Annotated in this window: 16 protein-coding genes and 1 tRNA gene; 5 read left to right on the top strand and 12 right to left on the bottom strand. The window is 35.5% G+C overall.

Going from position 1 to position 23,759, the window contains the following annotated elements; all coding sequences use genetic code 11:
• Positions 1–17 precede the first annotated feature (17 nt).
• On the top strand, positions 18–1,874 hold the full coding sequence (locus AC0UBM_RS10190; RefSeq protein WP_475688545.1) for a GNAT family N-acyltransferase: 1,857 nt from the start codon (positions 18–20) through the stop codon (positions 1,872–1,874).
• Between the two features lie 280 nt (positions 1,875–2,154).
• A complete protein-coding gene (locus AC0UBM_RS10195; RefSeq protein WP_475688546.1) occupies positions 2,155–4,830 on the top strand; it encodes an AsmA family protein in 2,676 nt (891 codons plus the stop codon).
• A 116-nt stretch (positions 4,831–4,946) separates the two neighbouring features.
• On the opposite strand, the gene AC0UBM_RS10200 is transcribed toward AC0UBM_RS10195, so the two are convergent.
• The 9 genes from AC0UBM_RS10200 to AC0UBM_RS10240 all read right to left on the bottom strand — a co-directional run bounded on the left by AC0UBM_RS10200 (position 4,947) and on the right by AC0UBM_RS10240 (position 15,169).
• Positions 4,947–5,891, bottom strand: a complete 945-nt coding sequence (locus AC0UBM_RS10200; RefSeq protein ID WP_475688547.1) for a 2-hydroxyacid dehydrogenase — start codon at positions 5,889–5,891, stop codon at positions 4,947–4,949.
• Between the two features lie 134 nt (positions 5,892–6,025).
• The gene (gene mgtE / locus AC0UBM_RS10205; RefSeq protein ID WP_414036495.1) at positions 6,026–7,399 is read right to left on the bottom strand and encodes a magnesium transporter; all 1,374 of its coding nucleotides are present in this window, start codon (positions 7,397–7,399) and stop codon (positions 6,026–6,028) included.
• Positions 7,399–8,184: a 16S rRNA (adenine(1518)-N(6)/adenine(1519)-N(6))-dimethyltransferase RsmA gene (gene rsmA, locus AC0UBM_RS10210; RefSeq protein ID WP_475688548.1), complete on the bottom strand. Its 786-nt coding sequence runs from the start codon at positions 8,182–8,184 to the stop codon at positions 7,399–7,401. The genes mgtE and rsmA overlap by 1 nt, the downstream gene beginning before the upstream one ends.
• A 5-nt stretch (positions 8,185–8,189) precedes the next feature.
• On the bottom strand, positions 8,190–8,516 hold the full coding sequence (locus AC0UBM_RS10215) for a DUF4286 family protein (protein ID WP_414036497.1): 327 nt from the start codon (positions 8,514–8,516) through the stop codon (positions 8,190–8,192).
• Positions 8,517–8,680: 164 nt separating this feature from the next.
• Positions 8,681–9,196 (bottom strand): GNAT family N-acetyltransferase, encoded by a 516-nt coding sequence (locus AC0UBM_RS10220; protein WP_414036498.1) that lies wholly within the window; start codon positions 9,194–9,196, stop codon positions 8,681–8,683.
• Between the two features lie 2 nt (positions 9,197–9,198).
• Positions 9,199–10,977 carry a tetratricopeptide repeat protein gene (locus tag AC0UBM_RS10225; protein ID WP_475688549.1) on the bottom strand — a complete coding sequence of 593 codons (1,779 nt, stop codon included), beginning with the start codon at positions 10,975–10,977 and terminating at the stop codon, positions 9,199–9,201.
• Positions 10,978–11,414: 437 nt separating this feature from the next.
• Entirely contained in the window at positions 11,415–12,686 is a 1,272-nt protein-coding gene (gene serS / locus AC0UBM_RS10230) for a serine--tRNA ligase (RefSeq protein WP_475688852.1), read from the bottom strand.
• 238 nt (positions 12,687–12,924) lie between these two features.
• Complete coding sequence (locus AC0UBM_RS10235) at positions 12,925–14,238, bottom strand: HTTM domain-containing protein (protein ID WP_475688550.1); 1,314 nt, start codon at positions 14,236–14,238, stop codon at positions 12,925–12,927.
• Positions 14,228–15,169, bottom strand: coding sequence for a bifunctional riboflavin kinase/FAD synthetase (locus tag AC0UBM_RS10240; protein WP_475688551.1), 942 nt, complete (start codon positions 15,167–15,169; stop codon positions 14,228–14,230). Before AC0UBM_RS10240 ends, AC0UBM_RS10235 begins: the two co-directional genes overlap by 11 nt.
• Positions 15,170–15,330: 161 nt before the next feature.
• Between AC0UBM_RS10240 and AC0UBM_RS10245 the strand changes: the two genes are divergently transcribed.
• Positions 15,331–18,663, top strand: a complete 3,333-nt coding sequence (locus AC0UBM_RS10245) for a reprolysin-like metallopeptidase (RefSeq protein WP_475688552.1) — start codon at positions 15,331–15,333, stop codon at positions 18,661–18,663.
• A gap of 234 nt (positions 18,664–18,897) precedes the next feature.
• Here AC0UBM_RS10245 and pth read toward each other — a convergent pair whose 3' ends face one another.
• From pth to AC0UBM_RS10260, 3 genes are all read right to left on the bottom strand, one after another.
• Complete coding sequence (gene pth, locus AC0UBM_RS10250) at positions 18,898–19,464, bottom strand: aminoacyl-tRNA hydrolase (protein ID WP_434037094.1); 567 nt, start codon at positions 19,462–19,464, stop codon at positions 18,898–18,900.
• Between the two features lie 144 nt (positions 19,465–19,608).
• Complete coding sequence (locus AC0UBM_RS10255; protein ID WP_414036505.1) at positions 19,609–20,223, bottom strand: 50S ribosomal protein L25/general stress protein Ctc; 615 nt, start codon at positions 20,221–20,223, stop codon at positions 19,609–19,611.
• Between the two features lie 28 nt (positions 20,224–20,251).
• Complete coding sequence (locus AC0UBM_RS10260) at positions 20,252–21,187, bottom strand: ribose-phosphate pyrophosphokinase (protein ID WP_414036506.1); 936 nt, start codon at positions 21,185–21,187, stop codon at positions 20,252–20,254.
• A gap of 234 nt (positions 21,188–21,421) precedes the next feature.
• Here AC0UBM_RS10260 and AC0UBM_RS10265 point away from each other — a divergent pair.
• A tRNA-Leu gene (locus AC0UBM_RS10265) sits at positions 21,422–21,504 on the top strand.
• Positions 21,505–21,867: 363 nt separating this feature from the next.
• Positions 21,868–23,658: a ParB/RepB/Spo0J family partition protein gene (locus AC0UBM_RS10270; RefSeq protein WP_475688553.1), complete on the top strand. Its 1,791-nt coding sequence runs from the start codon at positions 21,868–21,870 to the stop codon at positions 23,656–23,658.
• The last annotated feature ends 101 nt before the right edge of the window (positions 23,659–23,759 follow it).

Consider the following 23,759-nt stretch of genomic DNA (forward strand, 5'->3'; position numbering starts at 1 on the left):
TCACTACATTTGTGCCCATGGCGAAACAGGAAGAAAAGGGAATAGTAACACCCAGTGAAGTAGCAAGTGCTATAAATTTAGAAAAATTTGGTTTTCTGGGCACATTTGTGGGCTGGAGCCTAATGAAGGTTCTAAAAATTTCTAAAATAAACGACTTTTATATTAAAAATAAGCATCTATCAGATATACATTTTTTAAATCGCATTTTAGAAGAGTACGAGATTAAATTTGAAATTCCAGAAGAAGATCTAAAACGTTTACCAAAAAGTGGCGCCTTTATAACGGTATCTAATCATCCGTTAGGCGGTATTGATGGCGTGTTGTTATTAAAACTTATGATAGAACAGCGCGATGATTATAAAATCATGGCCAATTTTTTACTGAATCGTATAGAACCTTTACAGCCATACATTATGCCTGTAAATCCGTTTGAAGATAGAAAAGATGCTAAATCTAGTGTCGCTGCCTTTAAAAGTGCCTTGTTACATTTAAAAGCAGGTCATCCGCTTGGTGTATTTCCTGCAGGAGAAGTCTCTACCTATCGCGAAGGTAAATTAGTGGTAGATAAACCTTGGGAAGCCGCGGCTTTAAAATTAGTAAAGCGAGCCGAAGTACCAGTAGTTCCCATTTATTTTCATGCTAAAAATAGTAAGTTGTTTTATGAACTTTCTAAGTTAAGTGGTACGTTAAGAACAGCAAAATTGCCTTCTGAAGTCTTAACACAGAAAAAGCGTGTAATTAAGGTGAGAATTGGAAGGCCTATTTCGGTAGCCGATCAAAAAGAGCATGCGACCTTGCCAGAATACTCCGAGTTTTTAAGGCGAAAAACGTATATGCTTGCAAATGCATTCGAAGAGAAATCTAAAATACTAAGCAGCTTATCTTCAACCTTAAATTTAAAATCGACTAAAACCCCAAAGCGTATTGTAACTCCTGGAGATGCAACCTTAATGGAGGAGGAAGTGGCGCAATTACGTGAGCTAGATTGCAGGTTATTGCAAAGTAAGAACTACGAAGTGTTTTTGGCCTCTTCCAGAGATATTCCTACTATTCTTAGAGAAATTGGGCGTTTGCGTGAAATTACTTTTCGTGAAATTGGAGAAGGAACCAACGAATCTATAGATTTAGATAAGTTTGATAGTTACTATCACCATATGTTTTTATGGGACGACGATCAAAAAAAGATTGCTGGAGCATATAGAATGGGCCTAGGGTCCCAAATTTTTAAAAAATATGGAATAGACGGGTTCTATTTACAAGACTTATTTCGCTTTGAGCCGGAATTACATAAAATGATGAGTGAGTCTATCGAGATGGGACGCGCCTTTATTATTAAAGAATTTCAGCTTAAACCAATGCCTCTTTTTCTGCTTTGGCGTGGTATTGTGCATACTACTTTACGTTTTCCTGAGCATAAATATTTAATTGGTGGTGTAAGCATCAGTAATCAGTTTTCGAATTTTTCAAAATCGTTAATGATAGAGTTTATGAAATCTCATTATTACGATCCGTATGTCGCGCAGTATGTACACCCTAAAAAAGAGTTTAAGGTTAAGCTTAAAGATGCCGATAAAGATTTTGTATTTGATGAAACCGAAGCCGATTTAAACAAATTCGATAAAATTATAGATGAAGTAGAGCCAGGAAACTTAAGATTGCCGGTTTTACTTAAAAAGTATATCAAGCAAAATGCCAGATTGGTGGCTTTTAATGTCGATCCTTTATTTAATAATGCAGTCGATGGCTTAATGTATATAAAAATAGAAGATTTGCCAGAAAGTACGGTACGTCCAGTTATGGAAGAGTTTCAAGAAGAATTAGAACGTAAATTTTCCGGAGCAGGTAATAGCGAACAAGCAGATCCTGCAGAGTAATCTACAAGAGCACATATAAAATTCAATTTTTAAAAAAGACTATCGATAACGGTAGTCTTTTTTATGCGTTAATAATCTCATCGAAAAAGACCTAAAATATGCGTTAATTTAGGTTCCTTTGTGTGTTTTTAAAGGTAGTCAGCGTACGTTTTGGTGACTTTTAGAGATGGAAAATAAATAAACACTAAACTTTTATTAAAGTGCAGGTAGAACTATAGAATTAGCATCATTTTTGCGCTGTATTTCACTGCTATATAAATTTATAGAAAATATTATAAATATGAAAAAAACACTCAAAATAGTTGGGATAGCAATAGGGGTTATTGTTCTTATTCTCATTGCCATTCCTTTTGTATTTGAAGGTAAAATACTTGACATTGTAAAGAGTACAGTGAATAAAAATATTAATGCAGAATTCGATTTTGCCGATGCAGATGTGAGTTTAATTCGGAGTTTTCCTGAAGTGTCCGTTTCTGTTAACGATATGAGTATTATAAACACAGGAACTTTCGCTGGTGAAACTTTGATGTCTGCAAAAAATGCAAATATCAGTATGCCTTTTATGCAAATATTTAATAGCGAAGGCGAACCGTATACGATTAATTCTTTTAGTATAGATGAAGCTGTAGTGAATGTGCTTATAGACGAAAATGGTAATGTTAATTACGATATTGTTAAGGCAGATCCGGCTTCTACAGAGGGCATTAACGATACAGATCCGGCAACTCCAAGTTCGGTTTCTTTATCTATTAAAAACTACGACATAACAAATTCCCAAATCAAATATTTTGACGAGCAGGGGAAGATGCATTTTCAGCTTACCGATTTTAATCATTCCGGAACAGGAGATTTATCTGCTGTAAAATCTGAATTAGATACCAAGACAAATGGTTTGATTTCCTTCGATATGGGAGGTACTAATTATCTTAATGCGACTCCCATTAAATTGGATGCTAAATTAGGAGTAGATTTAGAGCAGAACACTTACACGTTTCTGGAAAACAAAGCTGTTATTAACCAATTGGAATTGGTTTTCGATGGTTTTGTAAAACTTAATGAAGCGAGTCAAGATGTCGATATTTCATTTAAAACACCGTCTTCCGATTTTAAAAATTTCTTAGCATTAATTCCTCAAGCCTATTCTAAAGAAATAGAAAATGTAAAAACTACTGGAGATTTTGTGGTGCAAGGACGCATTAATGGTACGGTAGACGAGACGCATATTCCGGCCTTTAACATTGGAATTTCATCTAATAACGCGTCGTTTAAATATCCAGATTTACCTCAAGCAGTATCTAATATTACTATAGATACTAAAATTGCAAATGAAACGGGACTGTTGGAGAATACGTATGTTAATATAAATACCTTAACTTTTAAAATAGCCCAGGATGTTTTTAGTGCCAATGCAACGATTAAAAATCTTATGGGGAATCCGTTGGTAAATGCTAATCTGAAAGGGCGAATCAATTTAGGAAATCTGTCACAAGCGTATCCGTTTGCTGTCGAGCAAGATTTAAAAGGAATTTTAGATGCAGATATTACGACAGCATTCGATATGAAAGCCATAGAGGAAAGCAGATATCAAGACACTAAAAATAAGGGGTCTTTAGGCTTAAGTAATTTTGAGTTTAGTTCTGACGATTTAAAAAATCCGATTCAAATTTCGAAAGCAGGCTTAACTTTTAATACAACAAATGTGACCTTGAATACCTTTGAAGCGAAAACGGGTCAAACCGATCTTTCTGCAAAAGGAGCTATAGACAATCTCTTAGGGTTTATGTTTAACGACGAGATGTTAAAAGGAAACTTTACACTGAATTCGAATACATTTGCTGTTAACGATTTTATGGTCGAAGAAGATGCTTCTGAAAATGCTACCACCAACGAAAGCACCAAAACACAACCGAAATCTGAAGTTGTGGTGGGGAAAGAGCAAATAAAAATACCAGCATTTTTAGATGCCACTATTGTAGCAAAAGCAAATACGGTTATTTACGATAATCTCACTTTAAAAGAAGCGGCAGGAACTTTAATAGTTCGCGATGAAACGGTGACGATAAAAGATTTAACATCTAATTTATTTGGTGGACAAATCGCATTAAATGGTTCCGTATCGACTAAATCTGAAACACCTATTTTCGATGTGAAATTGGGGATGCAACGTTTTAATATCGCAGAATCTTTTCAAGGTTTAGATCTGTTAAAAGCTTTAGCGCCTATTGCTCAAGCATTTCAAGGTGTATTAAATTCTAATTTTGAAATAAAAGGAGATCTTTCTACCGATTTTACGCCCAATTTAAGTACCATTTCAGGAAATGTATTGGCAGAATTATTTGTTAACGATGTCGATACTAAAGACAGTAAGGTTTTGGCAACATTGGTAGATCGTTTAGAATTCTTAAATTTTGATGAAGGTGAAACTAAAAACTTTAAAACAGCATTGAATTTTAAAGATGGACAAGTGCAGGTAAAACCTTTTGATCTTAAATTTAAGGATATTGCTGTAGAAATAGGAGGGAGCCACGGATTCGATCAGTCTCTAAATTATAGTGCGCTTTTCGATGTGCCTGCTAAATATCTTGGAAAAGAGGCTACCAACTTATTAGCCAAACTAAACGACCCGAAAGCAGAGAATATTACAGTTCCTGTAATGGCTAAAATTGGAGGAAGTATTGGTAGTCCGTCGGTGACTACAGATTTAAGTGCGACTGCAACAGCCTTAACACAGAAGCTGATTGAAATGCAAAAAAACGAATTATTAAACAAAGGAACAGATAAGGTAAAAGACGCTTTAAATAATTTCTTAGGTGGAAATAAATCTAGCGATTCCACTAGTGTAGGCGCAGACAAAGTAAAAGATTCTGTACAAACAGATAACATTAAAAAAGCGGCCGATAATATACTTAACGGCTTATTTGGAAAGAAAAAAGACGATTCGAAGACGGGAAATTAATGTCTTTAAATCTGAATATAATAGAAAAGCTGAAGGTTTTAAATCTTCAGCTTTTTTTGTTTTATAATAAATGTTGTAATGAGTGATTCGCTCCTGCAAATGGATTGTTTGCGAGATTAAAGTTTTACAAATTTTTGTTTTATTTTATCGACTATGGTTTGTGCTAATTTTTCTTTACTCTCTATAGTCCATCCTGCAACATGTGGTGTTAATAATACATTTTCTGCTTCTATTAAATATTGAAAAGCTTTAGGCATTTGATCTGCAGTAAATAAATTCTCGAAGGAGGCTTTTTCGTATTCTAAAACGTCTAAGCCGGCACCTAAAATTTGCTTAGATTGTAGTGCAGCAACCAAATCGGTTGTTACCACGCTTTTTCCTCTAGCCGTATTAAAAAACCAAAATGGCTTTTTAAAACCGTTAATAAATTTGGCGTCAATCATGTTTTGGGTAAGTGGTGTTTGTGGTACATGTAAACTTACGACATCAACTTGGTTTTGAAACGTTTCTAAGTCGACTTGTTTAGCATTTTCGTTTCCAACACCGGCTTTAATATCGTAACACAAGACGTTTACATCGAAGCCACGTAATTTTTTAGAAAACGCATTTCCCATATTTCCATAGCCAATAATCCCAACTGTTTTTCCGTCTAATTCTATTCCACGATTATCTTCGCGTAGCCATTTGCCTTCACGAACTTCATGATCGGCTTTGTTAAGTTTGTTAAATAACGAAAGGAGCATGCCTAGAGTATGTTCGCCAACTGCATTTCTGTTGCCTTCGGGAGCCGAAATAAGATAGACACCTTTAGATATGGCATAATCGCAATCTATGTTTTCTAAACCAGCACCAACACGGCCAATAAATTTTAAGTTTGTTGCGGCATCTAAAAATGGTTTGTCGATTGTAAAACGACTTCTTATAATAATACCATCGTATTGATGAATTTTAGCTTCTACTTCTGATTTTGTTGAACTAAAATCGTCGTGATTGGTAAAGCCTAAATCGGTTAACTGTTGCTTTAAAAGCGAGTGATTGCTATCGAGATGGAGAATGTTCATTGTATTGGAAATTAGATTTCAAATTTACGAACTTTTGCGTTAAGGATTGAGCGATTTGTTTACCTTCATTTTTAAGTTGTTCTGCCTAAAAAAGCGAGTCGCGAAAGTCTGGCCCTTTTTGGGGAACACCCAAATTAAAACCCTAGCATGGCTTTAGCGATTAAGAAGTAAATTAATATACCAAACACATCGTTGCTGGTGGTAATAAATGGTCCTGTGGCTACGGCTGGATCTATGCCGCGTTTATCTAAAATAATAGGAATAAATGTGCCTATGAGTGCCGCCATTACAATTACGGCAATTAAGGCTAAACCTATGGTTATAGATACGGTATATGGTGTGCCAAAAGCGAAATGTGTAACGCATAAAGCGATTAGAGCAATAGCTAATCCGTTAACCAAACCTAGAGTGAATTCTTTGAATAATTGTCTAACAAGACTGCTATCCATAGTATTATTTGCAAGTCCTTGAACCACAATGGCAGACGATTGTACTCCAACATTTCCGGCGGTTGCTTGAATGAGTGGCACAAAGCTTAACAGTATAATATAATCGCCCATAGCGCCACTAAAACTGTTTATAATGCTTGCCGCACCTAAACCGCCAAACATACCAATTAGTAACCATGGTAAACGGGCTTTGGTAAGTTTCCAAATGCTATCGTCGGCCTCTACATCTCGAGTAATACCTGCAGCAAGTTGGTAGTCTTTTTCGGCTTCTTCACGAATAACATCTACAATATCGTCGATGGTGATACGGCCTAAAAGGATATGGTTTTTGTCGACTACAGGAATCGCTTCCAAGTCGTATTTTTGCATAATATTTGCGACCTCCTCTACATCTTCGGTAACGTAAACATAGTCTACTTTAGGAATGTAAATGTCTGAAATATGTGCTCTTGGAGACGCAATTAGTAAATCTTTTAAAGATAGACGGCCAATAAGTTTCTGGTTATTATCGACGACATAAATGGAGTGTACGCGGGTAACTTCTTCGGCTTGTGCGCGCATTTCTTTAACGCATCGGGTAACAGTCCAATTTTCGTTAACTTTTACAAGTTCCTTGGCCATTAATCCCCCGGCTACATTATCGTCGTAACGCAACAGATCTTTAATGTGCTGTGCGTGTTCTTGATCTTCAATGTGGTCGATTACGAGTTGCTGACGGTCGTCTGATAATTCAGAAATCATGTCTACCGCATCATCGGTATCCAGCTCGTCAATTTCTTCGGCGATTTCTTTTGCAGAGAGTGTATCTAGAATTTTTTCACGAGTATCCTCGTCTAATTCCATTAGCACTTCCGATGTTTTTTCACTATCTAAAAGTTTAATCACATAGGTGGCGTGATCAATATCTGTTTCTTCTAGAATTTCAGCAATATCAGCGTGGTGGTAATCACTTAAAAGTTCTAAGATGTTTGCATCATCTTTAGACTCAATTAACTGTTCCACATTTTCAATAAGTTCATCACTTATTTTAAACTGAATATTGTCTTCGTGTTCCTCCACTAATCTTGTGTTTTTAAGTCGTCTTCTATGCGTTTAGTTAGCGCTATAAATTGTGCAACCGAAAGTTGTTCCGGACGTTTTCCAAAGATACTATCTTCTCTTAAACTATCGGATAGATTGAATGTTTTTAAACTGTTACGAAGTGTTTTTCTGCGTTGCTGAAAAGATGCTTTTACAACCTTAAAAAGCATGGCTTCATTACAATCTAAACTATAGTCATCTTTTCGTGTTAATCGCAATACACCAGAATCTACTTTTGGTGGCGGATTAAATACATGTGGTGGTACGGTAAAAAGGTATTCTGCATGGTAAAATGCCTGTGTAAGCACCGATAAAATACCGTAAGCTTTACTGCCTTCTTTTTCGCAAATACGTTGTGCTACTTCTTTTTGAAACATTCCAGAAAACTCAGGAATTTGATCCCGCATTTCTAAGGTTTTAAACACGATTTGTGTTGAAATATTGTACGGGTAATTTCCGATAACAGCAAACGATTCGCCTTTAAACACCTCGTTAATATCGTATTTTAAGAAGTCTTTTTCGATGACGCGGTCTGCCAACGTTAAGTAGTTTGCTTTTAAATAATCTACCGATTCTGAGTCGATTTCTACCACGTAAGTTTTTGTTGGCTTATCAAGCAAATATTTGGTTAAAACCCCCATTCCAGGACCAATTTCCAGGACATTTTTATACCCTTCGAAAGATAAGGTGTTTGCTATTTTTTTAGCAATAGATTCGTCGTTAAGGAAATGTTGACCTAAATGTTTTTTTGCTTTTACCGTCATGTATATTACTGTTTTGTTACGCTGTAAACGTCTACAACTTCTAGTTCTGTTCTAAAAGCTAAGACATTTTCACCGAATTTTTTTAAGGCTTCTGTGCGAAGTAAATCTGCAAATTTATCGTAATATCTGTCTAAATCTTCGCGTGATTTTGCGCGATATTGTACAGAATAGGTTTTACCTCCCATTTCTTCTTCAATAAGGACGCGTGTAAGTTTAGCTTCGTAAAAGGTGCCAACAGATAAAACCTGAGGAATATGTTCTTGTTTCATCCAGGTGATCCAAGTGTCGTGCACTGCATCGCTAACATTAGAGGTTACATTATAAATATACATGTAATTAATTTTTTTGCAAATAACAGCATCTCTTTGTCAGCTACAAAATGAAATACTGTTTTTTGGTAAGTTAGGTTTAATTTTTCAAGGATTTTAATCCAATCGCTATTAGAAAGTGTAATATCGCTAAAGTGAAAAATTCAGGTATTACGTCTTTATTTACTTTAGTCGAACGTTTTGGAGTATAACAACAATGCTTCTTTGGTTTCGAAAGGAGATACCGTTTTCCTATAGGTCATGCCTAATTTCTCAAGGAGTTTTATCGAATTTGGATTTGTTGGTAATACAATGGCTAAAACTTCATCTAGTTTAAATTTTTCTTTGGCGATTTCTAATACCGCAGTAGCAGATTCGAAACCGTAACCTTTACGCTCATATTCCGGTAAAAATGCAAAACCAATATCTACACCCTCTAATTCTGGTCGTTTTATTAATCCGCAACAGCCTATGGCTTTAGAGTTGTCTGATTTTAACAGCACTTTAAAAAAGCCAAAACCGTGATCTCGGTAGCTTTTTAGATAGGTATTGGTTAGCGCTTGTTCGGCATCTGCAACCGATTTAATATTGCGATCTCCAATATATTTTATCCAATTGGGAGTGTTTAATAATTCTAATAAAAACGGCGCGTCGTTTAGCGTTAATTCTTCAAGGTGTAAACGTTCGGTTGTAGCTATACTCATAATTATTGATTTAAGGAATCGCCACGTAAGGTTCTAAATTTTGATCGTGCTTCCACAAAATAGATACTATCGGCAAAGTTAAATATAATATACTCGTAAAGTGGTTTGGCTTTTTCAGGCCGATTTAATTGGTGATTGTATAATTCGGCTAAAGCAAAATAAGCATCGTCTGACAGTAAACCATTGGCATGATTTGCAATTAAAAGTTCATAATTGTTTTCTGCTTGATTGTATGCTTTTTGAGACTCGAATAATTGTGCTTGCTTATATAGCGCTTGCTCGGCAATGGGTTCGCTATTATGGTTTTTTAGTATGGTATCTAAAACCACAATGGCTTCCTTTGGTTTGTTTTGGTAGGCTAATAAATCGGCTTTTGCATAGAGTTTTAATGCTGTTTGAGTGGAGTCTTCGTATTTGTTATCGGATATTAGAAGTTTTAATTCTAGGGCGTCGTTTGCAATTAATTGGGTAGTAGATTGTTTTAAAATATTCAATTGGGATTCTGCCCATTTAAAATCGCCTTTATAATAGCTGGTTTTTGCAACTCTAAACCTTGCTTCTTGAGAAATGGTGCTGTTTTTTAAACTTCGTTGGATTTGTGTATAATAAATTAAAGCCTCGTTAAATTTTTCTTGCAAGACCAAAATGTCTGCCAATTCTAATTTCACCTCTGCAATTTGGGTGTTGCTTATGTTCTGGTTTAAAGATTGTTTTAAAACAGTTTCTGCTTGATCGATTTCGTGTAAATAGAACGCTAGAAAATGACCATAAGCAATTTGAAGTTTTAAGGTTTGTGACTGCGAGCCGTATGTTTCGAATAATTTTATATAATCGGATTGAATAGCTTTATACTCTTGTTCTGTAGCTAAGTCTGTTTTAAACTGAAGTAAGTGATAGTGAGCGTTTAGTTTAGTGTCTGTATCCTGAGAGGTTTCAATAATGTAGTCGTAAATACGTGTCGCGGTTTCAAAATCTTTTTCGCTAGTTGCTATCGAGGCTAATTGAGACATGCGATTTAGGCTCTCAGGAAGCCTATTGTAAATTGCTTTTTCCTGTGCAAATGCTTTGTTGAATTCTTTCTGCTGACTAAACAACCAGCTGAGTAATTCGTTCCATATTAACTCTGGGTTTTGTTGAATTTTTCGCAGTATGGTTTTTCTAAGTATAACGTTGTTTTCATTATCTGGATTTTCGTTTAGAAAGTCACTAAAAATGCGTTTTATCTCGTCGATGTAAATCGGATTCTTTTCTACGAAATCTATATAATTCACAAACATTTTTTCAATGTTTCCTTGCTCTCCATAAATTTGAGAGAGTTGCATACTAAAATCAAATTCTTCATTTAAAGTCATTGCTTTTTCATAAGAACGTATGGCCAGATCTAACAGTGAGTGCTCTTGGAATTGTCTTGCTATAGAGTATACGTAACTTGGATTTTCGTCTAAACTCTGAATGGCTTTTTCATAATTTTCCTGGGCTTCTTCCTCTCGGTCTTGTAGTTGAAAATTATACCCTAATTCTACATAAAACGAAGGGAATTTCATTCTATCTATAGCTTGTTTTAAAAGCTGTTCTGCTTCGTTATATTGCTTAAGTTGTATGTGGGTATCTGCAAGAGCCTTGATGTAATTTATATTGGTCGGACTATTCTCGTGCAGTTTTTTGTAGGAAATAAGTGCTTTTTCAAAATCACCATTCTTAAAATACTGTTTGGCAACAATATCCTGTTGCGAAAACGCGCAAAAGCTTAAGAGCATGCAACAAACAAGTATTAATCTCATAGTTTTTTTTAGATTCTTGTAAATATAAGGAAGTGGAATTTACTAATGAAAAATAGGGATATAAAAAATGCCCGAAGAATCAGGCATTTTAACCAACAAAAATAAAAGTGCTATTAACCCTCCTGTTTACCCAAGTGTGATTCAATTACTTTGTCGGATATTGTTATATGTTAAATATATGTAGCTGTGAGTAAGTACAACCAAATAGTCTCTTTTACGTTTAAATTTCGAAATTGATATGCGAATACAGTAAACTATATTATTTACACTTTATCAAGAAATTTACTATTAGTGGGAGATACAAATTTCTTGATAAAGTGTTAAATTTCAAAATTTAAAAGTTGTTTTTCGTTAAACGGTTTCGGTTAAATGTGCTTGTTCACTCGCAGTACTGTTTTACAGTATTTAAGTTATAAGAAAACCATTACAAAATACATTTAGTCTATAATAGAGAACCCTGTATAAGGTACTAAAACGTCTGGAATTACTATGCCATCTTCGGTTTGGTAGTTCTCTAAAATTCCTGCAAGCACTCTTGGTAATGCTAAAGAGCTACCATTTAGGGTGTGAGCCAATTCGTTCTTCCCATCTTTATTTTTAAAACGTAATTTTAAACGGTTAGCCTGAAAGGTTTCAAAATTAGAGACAGAAGAAATTTCTAACCATCGGTCTTGAGCCGTAGAGAAAACCTCGAAATCGAATGTTAAAGCCGATGTAAATCCTAAATCGCCACCGCATAATCTTAATATTCTGTATGGTAATTTTAAGTCTTCAAGTATGGTTTTTACGTGCGCTACCATACCATCTAAAGCCTTGTAAGAATTGTCTGGATGCTCGACGCGTAAAATTTCAACTTTATCAAATTGGTGTAAACGGTTTAAACCTCTAACGTGCGCACCGTAACTTCCTGCTTCACGTCTAAAACATGGCGTGTAACCCGTAATCCCGATTGGTAAATCGCTTTCGTTTAAAACCACATCTCTAAAAATGTTAGTTCCTGGCACTTCCGCTGTAGGGATTAAATATAAATTATCTGCGGTAACGTGGTACATCTGTCCTTCTTTATCTGGTAATTGTCCAGTTCCAAAACCAGAAGCTTCGTTTACTAAATGCGGTAACTGATATTCTGTATAACCAGCAGCCGTGTTTTTATCTAAAAAGTATGCGATTAAGGCACGTTGTAAGCGGGCACCTTTCCCTTTGTAAACGGGGAAACCAGCACCTGCAATTTTATTACCTAATTCAAAATCTATAATGTCGTATTTTTTCGCTAATTCCCAGTGAGGCATTGCACCATCGTATAAGGTAGGGATGTCTCCAGCTCTAAAAATCTCCTCATTATCGTCTTCTGTACTTCCCGCAGGAACAGAATCGTTAGGAACATTAGGGATTTTATATAACAACTGACTTAACGCTTCGGAAACCTCGTTTAAAGTCTCTGTTAATTCTTTAGAAAGTTCTTTTAAGTTTGCACTTTTTCCTTTTAAGATGGTAGCTTTTTGAGTTTCTCCACTTTTAAACAACATACCAATTTCTTTCGATAATGTATTGGCTTCAGCTAATGTGTTGTCTAATTGTGCTTGCGTGCTTCTACGAGTTTCATCAAGGGTAAGTACTTCAGAAATCATCTCTGTAGCATCAATATTACGCTTTGCTAGATTTGCAATAATGCGGTCTTTATTGTCTCTTATAAAAGGAATTTGTAACATCTTAGTTTTTAATTTGGGCGTTTCTTGTTTTGTTAACAAGACCAGGCTTTTCGCTATATCTTTTTTACCGGTTTAATACAGTTTTCAGGTTATAGTTTTACGAAGGAGATAGTCCACGTAATTAAAGAGAAAACAAAACACGTAAAAAAGGATGCCGCTGCAATCCTTAACGCAAGGTGAAAATTTAATTAACAGCAAAAGTAATAAGATTTTAGGTCGAATGGAATAAAATATAAACCTATTTTGATGGTAAAATCCAATCGCTATGTTTCAAAGCAGACCATTTTACATTGGCTAAGTCTACTTCTGGATTTGTATATGTTTTTGAAGGTTTTCCATTAACACTAACATACGATTTAACGTACACCGAAATAGAATCTCCTTTCGCGGCATAAATCGATTTTAAACGTTGCGAAAATTGCCACATAATATCCGGTTTATTAGAGGCCAATCGGACTTGTTTAGGCGATAAATATTCTTTTAGATTTACACGCTCGGTGGTGTTTTGCGTGTGGTTTTTAATGGTGTATGTAGCATGCCCGCTTTTAGAGCGCAACATCATACGCCACGACAAGCGATGGCCTTCTTCGGTCCAAAGTACATTGTCTTGTATAAAGTGATGACGAATAGGCAATATAATTTGTATAATAAAGTATATAGACATTGCACCTAATGCCAGGTTTTTGTGTTTTGGAACAATGATTTCGCCTGCATTATAAAATGGTTTTTTGTTTTTAAAAAAGAGCTTATGGATAATCTTAGGTTCAAAAAAGAATAACGCAAACGCTAAGGATAAATACGGAAAAATACCAACTTGAAATATAAACGAATTGAATAAGTGAAAGAAAATTGAAGCAAAAAACGCAAATTTTCGGGTCGGTTTATATAAAAATAAAGGAATAATTAAACCGTCGTATAAAATGCCACCATAGGCTAGGAAGTAATGCATTATGTGGTTTTGCAAAAGATCTCCCACAAGAATATAATTGGCTTTACTTCTCATTAACACTGCCATTACTGTGGTGTCTAACCAGTCTGGATAAATCTTGTTTAGAGAACCGTAGGTGTATACAATAAACATTTGTAAAATAAATACTATGCTACACCAACGCGGCATGGAAATTCTTTCAATTTCAGGTTTTAGCCTCGCATCTATAGAAAAATAGGTGTTTGCCGGCTGTATGGCCATTAAGCCACTTAGTAAAACTAATAAGTAATAATGGTTGTTATAAGATGCTTTTTGCATTAAATAACAGCCTGCCCAGAGTATAGTAAACGAAATTGCACTAAAACGGTATTTATATCCTACCATAATACAAAGCCCTAAAATTCCCATAACAGCATAATAAAAATACATGCCATTTCCAGGAAGCGGTTGTATCCACTCAAAGCCAATAAATGAAAATGTAAAGTCAGGATCTATAAGGGTGCGCTTAATCCAACCGGTAAAAATAGCACCTACAGTTTCTAAAAAACATAAGAGTCCGAAAATAATTCTAAAGACAATTAAAGCCGAATTGTCTATATGTTTAAAAAGAAATTTATTCACCATTTGTCTCACTAATAAAGCGTCGTGATTCTTCTTCGTCTTGTTGTAATTGTTTTTTCAGGTTATCGATAGATTCGAATTTTTTCTCGTCTCTAAGACGGTGAAGCATATCGATTTTTAAAGATTTCCCGTATAAATCGGCATCAAAATCAAAAAAATGAATTTCTATGTGTTGATTGGTGCTGTCGGTAACTGTTGGGTTGGTCCCGACATTCATCATACCAAAAATAGTCACATTATCAATTTCAGATTTTACAACGTATACACCTTGTTTTGGAATAAGTTTATAAGCTTCTTTGATTTCTAAATTAGCCGTAGGATACTGCAATTGTTTTCCTATTTGTTTCCCTGTTACTACCGTTCCATTTATAGAAAACGGGTAGCCTAAATAGTTATTAGCTTTAGTAATGTCGCCGGCTTCAAGTGCTTTTCTAATTTTGGTAGAACTTACAGCAACTTCGTTTACATCTTCGGCAGAAATTTCTTCAACTTCAAAACCGTAGGTCTCTCCAAATTTGCGTAAATCGTTAATATTTGCAGAACGATTTCTTCCAAAATGATGATCGTACCCAATTATAACGCGCTTAGCTTGTAACTGTTCTACCAAGATTTTTTTGACAAAATCCTCGGCTGTCAGTCTAGAAAACTCTTTTGTAAACTTCTGAATACATAGATAATCTAAACCCGATTGTTCTAAAATATCGCTGCGCTCCTCAATGGTATGAATTAATTTTATGTTGGCATCGTTCTGTAGCACCATTCTAGGGTGTGGAAAAAAGGTAAGAACAACAGATTTTAAATGTGTCTCTTTAGCGGTGTTAACAAGTCGTTTTAGTATTTTTTGATGTCCTAAATGCACACCGTCAAACGTACCTATAGTTACAACTGTTGAAATCTTGGAGTCTAGATTGTTAAAATTTCTGACTTTTTCCATTTAATAAAGAGTAATCGTTAAGTAATTGTTAAAAAGGTTTATTTTAGCTCACCTTAAAGTGATACGCAATTATAAACAAAACTACGTCATGTTTTTGCAATGACAATAATTTTGTGATAATAAAATGCGGATTATAATTGTACTTAAAAAGATTTAAATTTATGAAAAACCTTAACACGAAAACGTTTTTATTGCTATTAATAGTGTCCTTCTGTTCTAGCATTGTTTTCGCGCAGTCTTCGTCAATATTTTGGAAAAATGTTTCTAATGAGCGTGTTGCTAATAAAACACTGGCACGAAAAACAGAGCCAAAAGCTTATCAAATTTTCCAACTAGAAATAGAGGCCTTTAAAACCGCTTTAACCAAAGTGCCTTTAAGCGATAGTAATCGAAATTCTTCAGGAATTATAATGGAATTTCCAATGTCCGATGGTACATTTCAGCAGTTTGAAATCACCGAATCGTCTATTATGGAGCCAAAACTTGCGGCTAAATTTCCTATGATTAAGACATATAAAGGTATTGGAGTAGACGATAAAACGGCAACTATGCGTTTTAGTGTGACACAAAGCGGATTGCATGTGTTTTCGTTATCTGCAAAAAGAAGTTCATTATTTATAGATCCATATACCGTAGAAGGTAATAAGTATATGGTATATAATCGATCGGACTTAGGTGTAAATAATCAAGATTTTGAATGTTTAACCGATGAAAATATCGATTTAAAATCTTTAAGGTCTGATGTAGCAACCGATATTTCAAATACAAACGATGGTATATTAAGAACATATCGTTTAGCCTTGTCTTGTAACGCGAAGTATGGCGCCTTATTCGCTGGAGAAGGTACAGATTTAGAAAAAAAAGCTAAAATTCAGGCGCAAATGGCCATTACCATTAACCGGGTTAATGAAATTTATGAACGTGATTTAGCAATAACCTTAGTGTTTATCGATAGAAATGACGAATTACTATACTACGATTTAGAAAACGATCCTTGGAGCAATGAATTTAATGCGAAAACTCAAGAAGTGATTTCTACCACTCTAAATGATGAAGGGTTGTACGATATCGGACATAATTTTAATACCACTAATGGTGGACAAGCAGGTTGTATTGGCTGTGTTTGCGTAGATGCTGAAGCGCCTTATACTGCAGACGTGTCTAAAGGACAAGGATATACGGGGATGGCAAATCCTATTGGTGATGCATTCGACATCGATTTTGTAGCTCATGAAATGGGACATCAATTTGGTGCATGGCATACTATGAATACATGTTCTCGCTCAGGAAATGGTATTTCTGAAGTGGAACCTGCTTCAGGAAGTTCTATCATGGGATATTCAGGAATTTGTGGTGTAAACAATGTGCAAGAAAATTCCGATGCGCATTTTAATTTTGTAAATATTCGAGATATCTCTCAAAACATACAACCAGGAGGAGTAAGTGATTGTGGAGTACAAACAGTATTAGATAATAAGCCTCCGGTGGCTATGGCAGGTCAAGATTATACTATTCCAGTATCTACACCCTTTGTATTAAGAGGTGCAGGAACAGATCCAGACGGGACAGAGACATTAACGTATAACTGGTCTCAAAATGATCCAGAACGTGCTCCTGCTAATGGAGCCCCACAGTCTACTTGGGCCTACGGACCTATGTATCGTTCTATTTTGCCTACAGATTCTCCTGATAGGTATTTGCCAGATTTAAGTGAAGTTGTAGCGGGTAATCTTACGCCTAAATGGGAGGTAACACCTTCGGTTGCTAGAACTATGAATTTTGCATTAACGGTACGCGATAATGGAAGTGGTTTCCCTATAGGTGTTGGGCAAGTGGCTAGTGACTTTATGACCGTGACCGTGGTAGACGGCGTGCCGTTTACAGTGTCTGAAGCATCTACAACCGAAAATTGGTTTGTTGGTATTTCAAGAGAGGTTAAATGGGAAGTTGGAGCAACCAATAAGGCGCCCATTAATAGTCAGAAAGTAAATATTAAGTTGTCTTTAGATGGCGGAATGACGTACCCAATTACTTTGGCCTCGAATGTAGATAACGATGGTTCCGAAACCATTACGGTTCCAGACTATAAAAGTGATAATTGTAGAATTATGGTCGAAGCTGCGGATAATATTTTTTATGATATTTCTAATACAGACTTCAGTATAAAAAAATCAGGACCTATTTTTGTATTGGAACAAACAGAAGCGGTCGTACCTTATGTTGTTTGTAATAATGCACTGTCTTTAACCATCCCGTTTAAATACATTACAGTTTCAGGGTTTAACGACCTAACAACTTTTAGTGTTGATAATTTACCATCAGGTGTCACTGCAACATTTACTCCGGCGACAACACAAGTAGATACGGATGTAATTTTAACGCTTAATAATTTTGAAAATGCAGCTATAGATTCTCATAATATTGATATTGTTGGAACTGCGAATTCGATGTCTGAAAGTATCGTTAAAACATTACAGATTGAAGCATCTCAGATTGATAGTCCCATTTTAGTGAGTCCGTCGATGGGTGCAGATGTATCAAATCAGGTTGTGTTGTCGTGGGACGCTTCACCATACGCGGACGGATATGAGTTGGAAGTGTCTACGTCTTCAGATTTTTCTGCCGAAGTGAACCGCTATCAGCTTACAGATACGCAATTCGAATTTCAGGCTTTAGAAAACCGTGTTGTTTATTACTGGAGAGTTCGTGCTATAAACGAATGTACGTTTAGTGTCGATTCAGAGGTTTTTAGTTTTATAACTAGTCTGTGTACTGCATGTGCTTCAGAAGGTGTTATTAATAATCCATTGCTTCTTACTGCTACAACGCGAGTGGTTTTTAATATGGTCGATAATGCGTCAGGAAAAACGGGGTATAGCGATTTTACATCTATGGCGAATCAAGTAAAAAGAGGAGGAACATATACTTTGTCGGTTTATGTAGATACGGCTGGAAACTTTACCACACATACGCTTGTTTGGATTGATTGGAATAACAACTGTGATTTTAACGATGCAGGAGAAGTGTACGATTTAGGAACGGCAAGAGATGTTGTAAATGGTATTACCGGTGGTTCTCCTTTAGAGATTACAGTGCCTTTAGATGCTGTGTTAAGTGATAAAACTATTATGCGTGTAACTACTAAATATTCGGCTACACCTAATTCTTGTGAAGATGGATTCGACGGAGAGGTTGAAGATTACAAATTAGAAGTTCAGCCTACGTTAGGGATAGAAGATAACGGATTTAGTAGTTTTTCCGTATGGCCAAATCCAAATAAGGGATCTTTTACCGTATCGCTAAATGCAACGTCTAGCAACGCTATAAATATAAAGTTATACGATATTAGTGGGAGACAAGTTTATTCTAAAGCGTATAAAAGTAGTGCTGCTTTTAGTCAGAAGATTGTTTTAGATCAGGTGGCTTCTGGGTTATATTTATTAGAAGTTAATAATGGTGTTCATAAAACCATAAAGAAAATTGTAGTAGAATAGTTTTCTCCTAAATTTTAAATAACAGAGTTATAAATTAAATAGCCAGAAATTAAGAGTGTTGATTTCTGGCTATTTTTATTAAGTAAGAATAGATGAGGTTTCTGTTGTTTGTATTATAATGTGGGTTGATTTGGTAAGGTCGGCCGGTGCTTGCTCATAATCTATAATCCCAAAATTTTTTCTAGTTACGATATAAAATATATAAGATTAAAAGTAGTGTGAGTCTACATAAACTTACTTACCATTAAAGCTATTCATGGTATTATTAAGTCCAGCTGTACCGAAAGATTTAATAAGTTCTACAGCTTTATCTAGGCGCTCAGGAAGTTGGTCGTTTTCTTCTACAGTCCATTCGCCTAAGACATAATCAATCTGTCTCCCTTTGCTAAATTCGTCACTAATACCAAATCGGAATCGGTTATAAGTGGCTGTTTGTAATTTGTTTTGAATGTCTTTTAATCCGTTGTGTCCGCCGTCGCTTCCTTTGCCTTTAAGACGAATACTTCCAAACGATAAATTTAAATCGTCTGTAATGATTAATACATTTTCTAGAGGTATATTTTCTTTTGTCATCCAGTATAGAACAGCTTTTCCGCTTAAATTCATAAACGTACTAGGTTTAAGTAAAATAAAGGTTCGGCCTTTAAACTTATAGGTTGCTAAGTCGCCTAATTTCTGGGTTTCAAAAGATAAAGATTCTTTTTTTGCCAAGTGGTCTAATACTTTAAAGCCAATGTTGTGACGTGTGTTTTCGTATGCGTCACCAATATTTCCAAGGCCAACAATTAAGAATTTTTTCATACTGTCTTGCGTATTTATGTTCGTAAGTTTAGGATGCAGTAAAGATTTTATAAACGTGAACATATCCGATTTAAATTTATGCTAAAATAAAAAAAGCATCCTGAATACACAGAATGCTTTTACTTTTTATAAAACTATTAAAGACTATGCTTCAGTAGTTGCTTCTGGAGTAGCTTCTGCTCCTTCTTCTTCATCGTCATCTTCGATAATTGCAGCTCTAGAACGTCTAACTTGACATACTACAGTGTTATCTGGATGCATAAATTTGTAAGCTTCGTTTTCTAAAGTAGTAATGTATAATTTACCACCAATTTTAAGAGGTGTAATGTCTACTTCGATAAAATCTGGTAAGTTAGCAGGAAGTGCTTTTACTCTTAAGCTACGTTTGTTTTTACGTAAAACACCACCGTTTTTAACACCACGAGAGCTACCGATAAAAGATACAGGAATATCCATAGATATTTCTTTATCATCAAAAGTTTGGTAGAAATCTACGTGTATAATTTTGTCTGTTACTGGATGAAATTGAATGTCTTGCATAATAGCGTTAAAAGATTCGCCACTAGCTAGAGTAATCACAACTGTATGCGCATTTGGAGTGTACACAAGTTTAGAAAACGCCAATTCGTCTGCAGTAAAATGAACTGGTTTGTCTCCTCCGTATAGTACGCAAGGAACCTGGCCAGCATTACGTAAGGCTTTTGTTGCTTTTTTGCCCACGCTTTCTCTTAGAGATCCGTTGATTGTAATTGATTTCATTTTTATTTATTTAAGTATTAAATTAAATTTACATTACGAATTTTGAACTGATTGATTTGTCGTAGTGTACATTTTGCATGACACCAGCAAATAAATCGGCACAAGTAAGTACTCGTATTTTGTCGCTATGCTGACTTAAAGGAATAGAATCTGTTACTATTAATTCCTCTAATTTTGAAGCTTCTAGTTTCTTGTAAGCATCTCCAGATAAAATAGGGTGTGTACAAATAGCTCTTACGCTTAGTGCACCACGCTCCATCATTAAATCTGCCGCTTTAGTTAATGTTCCGGCAGTATCTACCATATCATCAACTAAAACAACATTTTTACCCGTAACATCACCAATTAATTCCATGTAAGAAATCACATTGGCTTTTGCGCGTTGCTTATAACAAATAACAACATCGCTTTCTAAAGCTTTAGAGTATGCGTAAGCACGCTTAGAACCTCCCATATCAGGAGACGCAATGGTTAAGTTGTCTAAGTTTAGGGACTTTAGGTAAGGTAAAAAGATTGTGGATGCAAAAAGGTGATCGACTGGTTTTTCGAAAAAACCTTGAATTTGATCGGCGTGTAAATCCATAGTGATAATACGCGTCGCACCAGCTGTTTCTAGCATTTTAGCAACTAATTTTGCTGCTATTGGTACTCTAGGCTTATCTTTACGATCTTGTCTTGCCCAACCAAAATAAGGTAAAACCGCGGTGATGTGTCTTGCAGAGGCGCGTTTAGCGGCATCAATCATTAACAACATCTCCATTAAATTTTTAGGACCAGGATGTGTAGAACCAATAATAAATATACGAGTTCCTCTAATTGATTCTTCGTAAGAAGGCTGAAATTCGCCATCACTATACGTAGAGGTAATTACATTTCCTAGGTGTGAACCATAGGCCGCTGCAATTTTCTCTGCTAATTCTCTACTTTGATCGCAGGTAAATATTTTAGCTTCATTTGAAGGCATATGTAACGTGTTGTTTATTAGTGTGAAACACTACTGGTTTTTAAATTCCGTGCAAATTTAGACATTTATTTTTACCTGAAAAGAAATATGTGTTGTATTTTTTAGGAAGTTTAAATAAAAATGGATTATTTTTGCAGTCTGATTTTGATGAAAAATTCAACTATCACGCTCAAGTGGCGGAATTGGTAGACGCGTTGGATTCAAAATCCAGATTTGAGAAGGAAAAAATAGTATGCCGAAGTGGTGGAATTGGTAGACACGATGGATTCAAAATCCATTGCTCACAAGGCTTGCGGGTTCGATTCCCGCCTTCGGTACTAAAAAAGCTGAGATGAAAATCTCGGCTTTTTTTATGACTTGGTACAACATAGGTACAACATTTTGCTATTTTGAAGGCAACATTTTTATTGATGTTAAATTCTTCCATTTGTTTATAAACCCTATTAATTTTCTGGTAAAATAATAAATTCTGCTAAATAGCAACCTTTTTTCTTCGGAAGGGAAGTTTATTATCATACAATATACACGCAAGGTAAACTCGTAAAATACTTCCATCAAAAGACTACGGCATAAAGCCATCGCTTCTTCCATCACTTATTTATTCCGTTTCCTTTTGAGCCAAGATTTTATCTTCCGTTTGGTTCCTGCTTAAATATTGTTTAATCTAAAATTTAAGTATTATGACAACAAAAGCAGTTAAAACCAGAAAGAACGGTAAAGCGAATGCTACCGTCAAAAAGAATGTGAAAGAGAAATTGACCCAGAATGTAATTGGGCTTCAAATTCAAAATCTGAATATTGAGAAGGTCGTTCCAGACCCGACACAACCCAGAAAGACTTTTAATGAAAAGTTTTTAGAAGAGCTTTCCGAAAGTATCAAAAAGCACGGAGTACTTCAACCCATCACGGTACGAAAGTCCGGAAATGAACATATTATCGTAATGGGCGAACGTCGCTATCGTGCCAGTAAGTTGGCAAATATGGAAACTATTCCGTGTATTATAAGGAAATATGAAAACAACGACATCTTGGAAATTCAGATTATCGAGAATCTACAGAGACAAGATGTTGAACCCACAGAGGAAGCAGATGCTATCGCTTATTTAAGTGAAAAATACTCTGCTACGGAAATAGCAAAGCGATTGGGCAGAAGCGAAAATTTTATAAGACAACGCTTGAAATTAGCTGGACTTATTGAAGGTTTCAAGAATTTTGTCCGTAATGGAGAAATGACAATTTCGCTTGGCGTAGGTGTGGCACTTTTCGAACCTGAAGAACAGCAGATGATGTTGGAAACGATGGGCGAAGATTTCAATGCCCATCAGATAAATAGAATGATTAAGGACCAGACCTATGATTTGGATAAAGCACCTTTTGATGTAGAAGACAAAAAACTGGTAGCGAATGCAGGGGCTTGTATTGAGTGTCCGTTCAATGCGGCAAATCAAGGTAATTTGTTTGGGGATGGTAAAATGGTCTGTACAAAATCAGCTTGCTACGAGACCAAGAAAAGTAAGTCGTTCTTGAGCTTGATTGAAAAATCAAAGCAAGAGAACATCCTGCTGATTCCTGAAATACGAAAGTATTGGGCAGAAGAAGAAAGTAATCAGATGGTCATTTCCCAACTGGAAAAGAATGGTTTGAAGGTCTATCTGCTGGACGATGTTGAAATTATAGAAAAGCCAATTAAGCCTACTTTAGAATCCATCAAAGAAGAATATCGTAATTACGATTATAAAGAAGATGAGCTAAATGAAGAATTAAAGGAAGCTATAGAGGCCTATACAGTAGAATTGGAAAAATACAATTCAGCTGAAGACAATGGATTTGTAGATGGCATCGTTTTTCATCCTGAATCTTACAGGCACAAAGAAGTTTTCTTAATGATTGTTGAAGAATCTGAAAGTGAAGTGCGTTCTGTACTATTATCCAATAGAAAAATGGACGATTGTACACCAGATGAACAAATCATTAAAATCAACGAAAGGGAAATCCGGAAGCAGCAAATCGAGAATAATAAACAATTTGAAGAAGTTGTTGAAATGATTAGAGAGACCAAGTATATCGAAGCAAAGAAAACGCTTTCGGTAGATGAAATGGTGGCTTTCTCAATATCGCTCTACGAGAATAATGTGGATTATATGAGCCAGCAAAAGCACTTTTCAGGATTGTTGGAAGATACTTCAAAAATGACCAGAATTGAGATGGTCCAGAACTTTAAAAAGAAGTTCAAAAAAGAAATCTTTCATAAACTGATACGGTATATGCTTACTAAACAAGTGCATTTTGGCGAAAGTAATCATACCAATAATTTGACGAATATTTCATTTTATAAGGCAATGCAAGGATATTTTAAAACCAAGATTGCCGATATCGAAAGGGAATATGGCGAAAAAAGAGATACCCGTGAAGAACGTTTGAAAGAGCGAATAGCAATTCTTGAAAAAGAAATTCAGGAATTGACAGCGTAGCTTTTGTTGTCGGAAGGAAGGGTCAGCATTCGTGCTGGCTCTTCTTCTTTATTTGAAAATGAGGAGCCAAATAGAAAAAATAATCAATCAATAGTAGCGCA

Source organism: Formosa sp. F44 (assembly GCF_056238645.1).